A 7,426-nucleotide genomic window follows, 5' to 3' on the forward strand; every position below is an offset into this window, starting at 1 on the left:
AGGCCGTCTACGGCAAGCGTGCGTCCGGCCAATGGCCGCCGGTGACGAGGTTTTCGAGCGTCGTGCGCAGCAGGCGCTCGGCAGCCCATAGCCCGTCAGGCGTCACCCGGTTGCGCCCGTGCGCCAGACCGACGCTACGGCTGAGCGGCGGGTCGAACCGGCAGCTGCCGAGTTGCCGGGCGGCGAGTTCTTCGGCGACGGCGGCAACCGGCAGCAGGGTGCAGCCACAGCCGTGCATCACCAGCCGGCGGGTCAGCGCGATCGAGGCATCGCATTCGAGGGCGATCTGCAGCGCAAAACCGTTGCGCGCCGCCAGCGTTTCGGCCAGGACGCGCAGTCCGTGATGCGTGCTCGGCAGGATCAGCGGAATCTCGGCCAGCCGCGCCAGCGGCAGCGGGTCGGACGTCACCGGGTAGTCGGCCGGCGTCACCAGGCGCAATTCCTCGTTGAACAGCAGGTCGTAGCGGGTCGCGCCGGTGTGCTCGGGCAGGTAAAGGATCGCCAGGTCGAGTTCGCCACTCGCCAACTGATCGAGGATCTGGCTCGCCAGCGCCTCGACCAGGCGTAGCCGGGTACGCGGGAACTCGCGCCGGAAGACCTGCGCCAGCGGCGCGAACAGCATCTGCGCGATGGTCGGCTGCGCCGCGATGTGCAGTCGTTCAGGCCCCTCGCCCGCCCCCGCGCCGACGACACGCGCTGCTTCCGCGAGCAGGCCGTCGACCTGGACGGCAAATTCGCCCAGCGCCCGGCCGCGCTCGGTCGGCACGACGCCGCGACCGCTGCGATGGAAGAGGCGAACGCCCAACTCACCCTCAAGTGCCGACATGCGTCGGCTGACCGTCGATGTGTCGCTGCCTGTATCGATCGCCGCGCGCGACATGCTGCCCGCCGCGACGACACGCGCAAACAGCTTCAGATCGTCCGAATTCATCTCCTCCCCCGCCCCTTCCCGGAACAGCGCAAGCATACTGCGATCCAGGTCCTCCCGGCAGGCTACGCGACTCGGGAGCGGGCCGCCAGCGCTCAGGGCAGTCGCGCCTGCGGCGTGATCTGCCGCGGGTCGACGCGCAGATCGAGCAAGGCCGCTCGCCCGCTGTCGCGTGCACGCGCAAAGGCCTCCGGGAAGTCCTCGCTGCGCTCGACCCGCTCGGCGTAAGCACCGAAGGCCTGTGCCAGCGCGACAAAATCCGGATTGACGAGCTGCGTGGCGATCACACGGCCCGGAAATTCGCGCTCCTGATGCATGCGTATCGTCCCGAACATGCCGTTGTTGACGAGGATGACGATCACCGCCGCGTCGAACTGCAGCGCCGTCGCCAGTTCCTGCGGATACATCATGAAGCAGCCGTCGCCGGCGAAGCAGACGACCGTGCGTTGCGGATGGCGGAGCTTGGCGGCGATCGCCGCCGGCAGTCCGTAGCCCATCGCGCCGTTGATCGGCGCGAGCTCGGTCCCCGGCCGCCTATAGCGATAGAAGCGATGCACCCACACCGTGTAGTTGCCGGCACCGTTGGCGATGATCGCATCGTCGGGAAGCGTCCGATCGAGATGGGCGACCACCTGCGCCAGATCGACTCCGCGCGCTTCGACTCCGTGTATGTCCGGGCTCGCCGCCGCTGGCGTCGAGTGCGCGTCGTAATCGGCGCGCGCTGCACGCGTCCACGACGCCCAGCGCGGAGCGGCGACTGCCGGCAGCCGCGCCAGAGCCTCGGCCGCCGGCACGACGGCTGCGTTGATCGGCAAGCGCGCCTGATAGACGCGGCCCAGTTCGTCCGGGTCGGCATGAATGTGGATCAGCGTCTGCTCGGGCAGCGGGCTCTTGAGCAGCGAATAGCCCGAAGAAGTCGCTTCGGCCAGGCGCGAGCCGATCACCAGCAAGAGGTCGGCGCTGCGCACGCGTGCGGCCAGCGCCGGACTGACGCCCAGCCCCAACTGGCCGATGTAATGCCGGTCGCGATTGTCGAAGAGGTCCTGACGGCGGAACGACGCGGCCAGCGGCAGGTCGTTGGCGATAACGAATTCGCGCAGGGCGTGCACGCCGGAGGCGCTCCAGCCACTGCCACCGGCGATCACCAGCGGCCGCTCGGCGCTCTCGAGCAGCGCCGCTGCTTCGGCGAGATCGGCGGCAGCAGGAACGGCCTGCGCGATCCGCGGCGGCGGCGCGTCGGTGACGATTCCCGACCCGAACAGGACGTCCTCGGGCAGCGCCACCACCACCGGCCCCGGGCGCCCGGACTGCGCGACAGCGAACGCCCGGGCGACGATTTCGGGGATGCGCTCGATGCTGTCGACCTCGGTCGCCCACTTGGCGAGTCCGCCGAACATCTGCCGGTAGTCGACCTCCTGGAAGGCCTCGCGCCCGCGAAAGGCGCGGTCGACCTGGCCGACGAAGAGGATCATCGGCGTCGAATCCTCGCGGGCGGTATGGACGCCGTTGCTCGCGTGTGTCGCACCGGGGCCGCGCGTGACGAAACAGATTCCCGGTCGTCCGCTCAGCTTGCCGTAGGCCTCGGCCATGTTGGCGGCGGCGCCCTCGTGACGCGTGACGATGGTGCGTATCTCCGGCGCGTCGTGCAAGGCGTCGAGCACCGGCAGATAGCTCTCGCCCGGGACGCAATACACGGTATCGACCGCGTTGCCGCGCAGCGCGTCGACGAGCACCTGCCCGCCGCTGCGCGCGACCGGCGCGGACGAAGCGGCGGCGGACGCCGGCACCTTCTCGACCGCGCTTGCCACCGCAGCTTCTCCAGCCTGCTGCCGAATCGCTGCCGCGTGGACTTCCTCAACTCGGTCACCCTTTGTCTCATGCATGCCTGAACTCCCCCCGTTTGCGCTGGCAGAAGTATCGCGCGCCCCTCGCGAAAGCGCATTGCACCCTGCGCATGGCAGCTTTGCCGCTGCGCACATTGGCAGCGCACTGACGCAGTCCTTAGAATCGAGGTACTCGATCAACCCGGAGCCAGAAATGAGCAAGGTCCACTACCCAGATACCCAGCTATTGATCGCCGGCCAGTGGCAGGACGCCGCCGACGGGCGCACGCTGCCGGTCGTGAACCCGGCGACCGGCGCCGAGATTGGCCGTGTCGCCCACGCCGGCATCGCCGACCTCGACCGCGCGCTCGCTGCCGCCCAGTCGGGTTTCGAGACCTGGCGTGACACGCCGGCGATCGAGCGCGCGAAGACGATGCGCCGCGCCGCCGCGCTGATGCGCGAGCGCGCGCCCGTGATCGCCGCACTGCTGACCCAGGAACAGGGCAAGCCCCTGAGCGAAGCGACGATCGAAACGATGGCCGCTGCCGACATCATCGAATGGTTCGCCGACGAAGGGATGCGCGTCTATGGCCGCATCGTCCCGCCGCGCAATCTCGCCGTCAGCCAACTCGTATTCAAGGACCCGGTCGGACCGGTGGCGGCATTCACGCCGTGGAATTTCCCGATCAACCAGGTCGTGCGCAAGGCTGCAGCCGCGCTGGCAACGGGCTGTTCGATCCTGGTCAAGGCCGCCGAGGAGACACCCGCGTCGCCGGCGGAACTGATCCGCGCCTTCGTCGACGCCGACGTGCCGCCCGGAGCGGTCGGCCTCGTCTATGGCAACCCGGCCGAAATTTCGAGCTACCTGATCCCGCACCCGGTGATCCGCAAGCTGACCTTCACCGGCTCGACTGCGGTCGGCAAGGAGCTCGCCGCGCTCGCCGGCCAGCACATGAAGCGGGTGACCATGGAGCTCGGCGGTCACGCACCGGTGATCGTCTGCGACGACGCCGACCTCGAACTCGCGGTCCGCGCCGCCGCCTCTGCCAAGTTCCGCAACGCCGGCCAGGTGTGCATTTCGCCGACCCGCTTCCTCGTGCACGAGAGCATCTATCAGGATTTCGCCGGCGCGTTCGCGAAGTTCGCCGACAGCCTGAAGGTCGGCGACGGTCTCGCGGCGGACACGCAGATGGGACCGCTGGCCAATGGTCGCCGCGTCGCCGCGCTCGATGAATTCACGCGCGATGCGCTCGCACAAGGCGCCCGCCTCCTCTCAGGTGGCGAACGCATCGGCAGCGAAGGCAACTTCTTCGCGCCGACCGTGTTCGCCGATGTCCCGCTCGACGCGCGGCTGCAGAACGAGGAGCCGTTCGGACCGATCGCCGCGCTGCGCAGCTTCCGGACGCTCGACGAGGCGATCGGCGAAGCCAACCGCCTCGCCTTCGGTCTCGCCGGCTACGCGTTCACGCGCTCGCTGAAGAACGCTCACCAACTCTCGCGGCGCGTCGAGGTCGGCATGCTGTGGATCAACCAGCCGGCGCTGCCATCGGCCGAGATGCCCTTCGGCGGGATCAAGGACTCGGGCTACGGCACCGAGGGCGGACCCGAGGCGCTCGAAGCCTACCTCAACACGCGGGCGGTCTCGATTGCCAACGTCTGAGCGTCCGGCCGGCAGCAGCCGGCTGATCTTCCTGCTGGCACTCGCCGCCTTCGCCAGTTCGGCCTCGTTCCGCGTCTGCGATCCGATGCTGCCGGATCTCGCCGATCGCTTCGGCGGCACCGCCGGGCAGGTGGCGATGATCATCACCGGCTTCACCGTCGCCTACGGCGCGATGCAGCTGATCTACGGACCGCTCGGCGAGCGCTTCGAGCGTTTCCGCATCGTCACCCTGGCGACGCTCTGCTGCGCGCTTGGCAGCGTCGGTGCGGCACTCGCGCCGAACCTGCCGACGCTGGTCGCCTGTCGCGTGCTGACCGGAATCTGCGCCGCCGGCATCATCCCGATGTCGATGGCCTGCATCGCCAGCCTGGTTCCGCCCGGCGAGCGCCAGGCCGCGCTGGCGCGCTTCTTTTCCGGGCAGATCCTCGGCATGGTCTGCGGCCAGATCGTCGGCGGCCTCGCCGTCGATTTCGGCGTCTGGCGGATCGCCTTCGCGCTGCTCACCCTGCTCTACCTGGCCATCGCCTTCGCGCTGTGGCGCAACGCTGGCGAGGTGCCGCAGCAGGCGGCTGCCGGCAGCCAGCCGCCTTCGATCGCGAGCCTCTACCTCGCCGCCGGCAGAATGATCGGGTCAGCGCCACTGCGCGGGGTGCTGCTCTGCTTTTTCTTCGAAGCGGCGCTCGTCTTCGCCGCGCTCGCCTTCATCCCGCTCTACCTGCACGAGCGCTTCGGCCTCAGCCTCGGCCAGGCGAGCCTGGCCCTGCTGCTTTACGGCGCCGGCGGCCTGCTCTTCTCCTTCACCGCGGCGCGGCTGGGGCCCCGCCTCAACCGGCAGCGCTTTCCCGTCCTCGCCGCCTGCCTCGTCGCCGCGGCGAACGCGATCTGCCTCTTCGCCGGCGACTCCGGCTGGATCTTCGCCGCCGCGTTCATCTCCGGATTCGGCTACTACCTGCTGCACAACGCGCTGCTCTTCCAGACGACACAACGTGGCGCACAGGCGCCGAGCCTGGCCATGGCGCTGTCGATCTCGATCTTCTTCGTCGGCCAGTCGGCTGGCATCGCCGCCGCCGGCTGGCTGGTCGACCAGGGCCGGCTGACGACGATCTTCGCGCTGGCCGCACTCGGCATGCCGCTGCTCGGTCTCTTCACCGGACGGCGCGTGCGGGCGGTGGGGCCGTCATGAACCTGCGGGAGGCACCAAGACTTCGGATGGAGACTTATGCTGCCTGAGGCATGAATTCGACTTTGACCGCGTCGTAGGGAAACTCGATGCTACCCGCTGCGGTACGGTCGAGAACACCTGCGTTCAGGAGCGCCGTGACGTCCCCCTACAATGCCTTGACATCACGCCCCACCCGACGAGCTGCCTCACGAATGGAAATCGGACCTGCAGCGCACATGGCCTTGAGCAGCTTCGATCGAAGCTACGTTCTTTTCGTAACAGAGGGCTCATTAGAAGTTGCTATCGAGTGACACACGTTATCGATCAACCAAATCTTCAGCTCTTCGTTCAGTACCGCATCGAAAGCCATATCTGTGGAGCCGAAAGTGGTGAATTGAACTGAACTAGTTCTGACGGCCCTGCTCGTACCGTCTCGTTCAAGAGTAGCTTGGCAATAGACGCCACCCTCACAATCCTTGCGCCAAGCGAAATCGCGAATGTAAACCCCATGCTTCTTGAGTTCGGGTCGGCGCTCAGGATCAAGCAACTCATCTCTATCTTGACGATCAAGGTAATCGTCGAGTGCAATGCCATCAATCACTTCTTGATGAAGGTCATCGAGGTTTTCCATAACATCTTCGAGTAGTCGCAAGCGGGCCTCTTCAGATAATACGGTGAGCCCCATCTTCTTCAACGTTATTGCCTCTAGAGTTTTGTACTCTTTCCCTAAATGATCCCAGTAGGACGCCCTGCGTTGTCTATAGCCCACCCGCTCGCGTTGCAATTTCCTCGCGACCGATCCAATTAGTTGAATTAGGAATGCCTCTTTAGCAACCGCCTTTCTTCTCACAGAAATATCAACGATTTGGCTATCTTCGTTACGAGGAGGCGCATCTTCGAAGCCTACTCGAAGCAGTGGGATGTCTGCCTTGCGAAATATAGACTCCTTCTTTTTGTCTTTGCGCTTGCCATCTTCTGTGCGATGGTGCGGACCATCGAACTCGATTGCCAGTAACGGGAGATAGTCAGGCGCCTCACCGGTCACGAGTACATCTACTCGTGAGTTCAGAGCAAAATTAAGGTCAATATCGGGATCAGCTTTGGCCAGAGTAAAATCGATGAAGGCAGATAATGCTGCTTCATGGAACACCAAAAATTTTTTGCGGCTCCTCGCCCAGTGAGCTTCAAAGACCCCGATCAATTGAGGTGGTATCGTGCTTTTTATCCGTTCAGGGGATCGCCGCCCAAGACCTAAATCTGTGACAGATAACAACCATCGCTCGGACTGATTAGTCACAGGCTTACTTGTGAGCAGCGCACACCGACTCTCCAGGATATCTTTTATAAATCTGTGTATTGGCATGAATCCGGCACCGGTATCACATATAAGAACACTGATCTGGAAGCGGCGCAAGAGTTGAGCGACCAACTCGGCAGATGGAGCGTTTCTGTCTATAACCGCAATGACAAGCCTGCTCCGCTCCATGCCCTTCACAATGGAAAAAAGGATGGTTCCCGTGTAGAGAGCCTCCCGTAAATCCGCCGGAAGATCCGCCCACTTGGGGTCGATGAAGGTGCTCGGCTGGGTCTTATAAACCTAAAAACCTCAGTTGCTGAAGTGCATAGCCACCGAAAGGCTGGCAAGCTATGAGTTTGGCGTTGATCGAGGACGTCACCTGATGGGTGAATCGAAATTGAAGCGTCTGCGGGATCAAGAAATGCTTATGTCGTGTGCCGGGGTGCAGACGGCAGGAGGTCGTGTTCGGGTTCGCTGGGAAGCGGAGAGTGCGGCCACGCCGATGGGGCAACTGGCGTACTTCATCGAGTTTCTGACGCTGACGGGTCTGTGGTCG

Annotated in this window: 6 protein-coding genes; 2 read left to right on the forward strand and 4 right to left on the reverse strand. The window is 65.0% G+C overall.

The features are described 5' to 3' along the window. Positions 1-7: 7 nt before the first annotated feature. Positions 8-931, reverse strand: coding sequence for a LysR family transcriptional regulator (locus tag CCR84_RS11190; protein WP_201212270.1), 924 nt, complete (start codon positions 929-931; stop codon positions 8-10). A 92-nt stretch (positions 932-1,023) separates the two neighbouring features. Continuing rightward, positions 1,024-2,811, reverse strand: a complete 1,788-nt coding sequence (locus CCR84_RS11195) for a thiamine pyrophosphate-binding protein (protein ID WP_201212272.1) — start codon at positions 2,809-2,811, stop codon at positions 1,024-1,026. A 154-nt stretch (positions 2,812-2,965) separates the two neighbouring features. On the opposite strand from CCR84_RS11195, the gene CCR84_RS11200 reads away from it, so the two are divergent. Continuing rightward, complete coding sequence (locus CCR84_RS11200) at positions 2,966-4,411, forward strand: NAD-dependent succinate-semialdehyde dehydrogenase (protein ID WP_201212274.1); 1,446 nt, start codon at positions 2,966-2,968, stop codon at positions 4,409-4,411. Next, complete coding sequence (locus CCR84_RS11205; RefSeq protein WP_201212276.1) at positions 4,398-5,594, forward strand: MFS transporter; 1,197 nt, start codon at positions 4,398-4,400, stop codon at positions 5,592-5,594. Before CCR84_RS11200 ends, CCR84_RS11205 begins: the two co-directional genes overlap by 14 nt. Positions 5,595-5,739: 145 nt before the next feature. On the opposite strand, the gene CCR84_RS16970 is transcribed toward CCR84_RS11205, so the two are convergent. Together CCR84_RS16970 and CCR84_RS11210 are read right to left on the reverse strand one after the other, a co-directional pair. Then, the gene (locus CCR84_RS16970; RefSeq protein ID WP_476705551.1) at positions 5,740-5,823 is read right to left on the reverse strand and encodes an HVO_A0114 family putative DNA-binding protein; all 84 of its coding nucleotides are present in this window, start codon (positions 5,821-5,823) and stop codon (positions 5,740-5,742) included. A 12-nt stretch (positions 5,824-5,835) separates the two neighbouring features. Then, the gene (locus CCR84_RS11210; RefSeq protein WP_201212278.1) at positions 5,836-6,870 is read right to left on the reverse strand and encodes a DUF2726 domain-containing protein; all 1,035 of its coding nucleotides are present in this window, start codon (positions 6,868-6,870) and stop codon (positions 5,836-5,838) included. Positions 6,871-7,426 lie beyond the last annotated feature (556 nt).

This window comes from Rhodocyclus purpureus (assembly GCF_016653115.1).
GTDB classification, from domain to species: Bacteria; Pseudomonadota; Gammaproteobacteria; order Burkholderiales; family Rhodocyclaceae; genus Rhodocyclus; species Rhodocyclus purpureus.

What these genes read in the sequence shown, in the direction of transcription:
- CCR84_RS11195 (WP_201212272.1), bottom strand. Translation starts at nt 2,811, where the DNA reads ATGCATGAGACAAAGGGTGACCGAGTTGAGGAAGTCCACGCGGCAGCG.
- CCR84_RS11190 (WP_201212270.1), bottom strand. Translation starts at nt 931, where the DNA reads ATGAATTCGGACGATCTGAAGCTGTTTGCGCGTGTCGTCGCGGCGGGC.
- CCR84_RS11200 (WP_201212274.1), top strand. Translation starts at nt 2,966, where the DNA reads ATGAGCAAGGTCCACTACCCAGATACCCAGCTATTGATCGCCGGCCAG.